The organism is Stenotrophomonas sp. 05L414_2, assembly GCF_056397905.1.
In genome coordinates this window covers 1-1753 of the sequence record NZ_JBFTOJ010000301.1, presented here as the reverse complement: position 1 = coordinate 1753, position 1753 = coordinate 1, and the positions used below count along the sequence as shown (strand labels likewise).

General features: G+C 56.0%; 1 protein-coding gene and 1 pseudogene. Both read right to left on the bottom strand.

Features of this window, described 5'->3' with window-relative positions; genetic code table 11:
- A pseudogene (locus AC1DJN_RS21825) lies at positions 1-550 on the bottom strand (hypothetical protein); the annotation flags it as partial.
- Between the two features lie 91 nt (positions 551-641).
- Positions 642-1753 (bottom strand): tyrosine-type recombinase/integrase (locus AC1DJN_RS21820; RefSeq protein WP_478040236.1); only part of this gene is annotated, 1112 nt, incomplete at its 5' end.

The window sequence follows — 1753 nt, the reverse complement described above, 5'->3', positions numbered from 1 at the left end:
AAGCCGCACGGTCAAGCTCTTTCGGATTGCTCTTACGTGGCAGGCCTGCGAACGGCTTTGTGGGAATACGGATCACCTGCCAGCGTGTATCCATTTCGTGCAGCGCAAGGACGACCTTCTTGAAGGTCCCGTAGTAGTGACGCTGCGTCTGCACCGCCAGCGTGATCGGGTGCGTGGCATCTCTTCCTTTCAGATAGGTTAGAAACGATTCGCCCAAGTCCATCGGAACGTCATCTGGGCCGTTTATCTCCACTCCTGTTGCGCCTAGGTACTGCACCAGGCCACTCACCATGTTGTTAGCTGAAGAGGATCTACTTGTCTCTCTGCTATTTTTGTGGGCTCTGCAGAACGCTTCGGCGAAGATTGGTGCCGCTGCACCTATGCTCCTCCATCGGCTGAGGTTGACGATGTTGTCGCGTTGGTCTCCGGCGCGTCTGAACGCCGCTTCCAGGCGGTCAGTGCTCTCGCGTACATCCCATTTCTTTGTTTCGCCTACCTTGTCCTCATCTCCTAAGGTGTGCCGCAGGTGGGCGGTCCTCTTTCCTGCCACGTTGTGCTCCACTCCATATTGATTTTGTTTTGAGGATGTTGGTCGGTTACATCCGAGCTCATGCGCATGAGTTAGCGGCGGAACTCTCTGCTCAAGCTTTTCCGGCCGCTACGCCAAGTCGCATGAACGATTGACCTTCAATGTGCAGCCTCATGGACTCCCTGGTTTCGCTCTCGAAGGCATTCGCGCTTCTCAGGTAAATGGACTCGGTCGTCTCCCTGAGACTGTGTCCTAGTACTGACTGAACATACTTGATCGCATCCATGTCGCCGTTTGCGCGCTTCTCCATGTACGTGTACAAGGCGAATGTGTGTCGAAGTGCATGGATGGTTATCCGCTCGCGCTGCGTTGATTCATAGCGAGCCAGGTCGAGCTCTTTGGAAAGCCGCTTGAGCAACCTGTCTTTGGCGAGAGCGAAATGGCGATCAAACGTCTGGGGAGTTATCGCATTACCCGCGTGCCTGCGGTCGTTTACGTCCAAGACGAATAGGACGCCATGATCCTCCAGTTTGCGGTACCGAAGTCGGAGGTCAGTAAGGGCCTGCCGAGTACCCTTGGCATAGCGTTTCAGCGCCTCCAGTAGCCAAACTGGTACTGGAACATTGCGCTTCTTGTTGCCCTTCCCGACAACTGGGATGGCAACTGCGGTAAGTGGATCGCGCCCTTCGGTACGCGTCTTAAGGATGGTGAGCGCATGCACATCGCACACTTCAGACCGCCTCAGACCGGCGTGGTAGCACAGCTCAGCCATCAATCGCTGCGCCGTGGTCTCGAGTGCAAGTTCAACGACCCCGTTTCTTTCGACCACGGGGTTAGGGCCTAGCTCGTCGAGAATGCCTACGACAGTCTCGGGATGCAGCGCAGTAATTAGCTCGTCAGCGTCGTTCAGCCCGGGCAGATTCACGTCAACTTCGAGAACTTGAACAGTTCCTCGCTTTGTCTGCTTGCTCAGCAGCGCTGGCGGCTTTCTTAGATAGCCCCGTTTCACACAGAAGGCGACTAGCTTGGTCACGGTCGACCATCTTCGGTGGATGGTCGCGGCGGCAAATTTCTCGAGGGTCACCGCGGAGTCCAGGTCCGTCAATGTGTCCGCGTAGGCTTTGAGGAGCTGCTCGTCTACGTCCGAGACGCGCTTTTTCCTTGCGTCCAAAAAGTGATGGAAGTCGGTGAGGTCAGCCGCTATTGCTGCCGTCGTATTCTTGC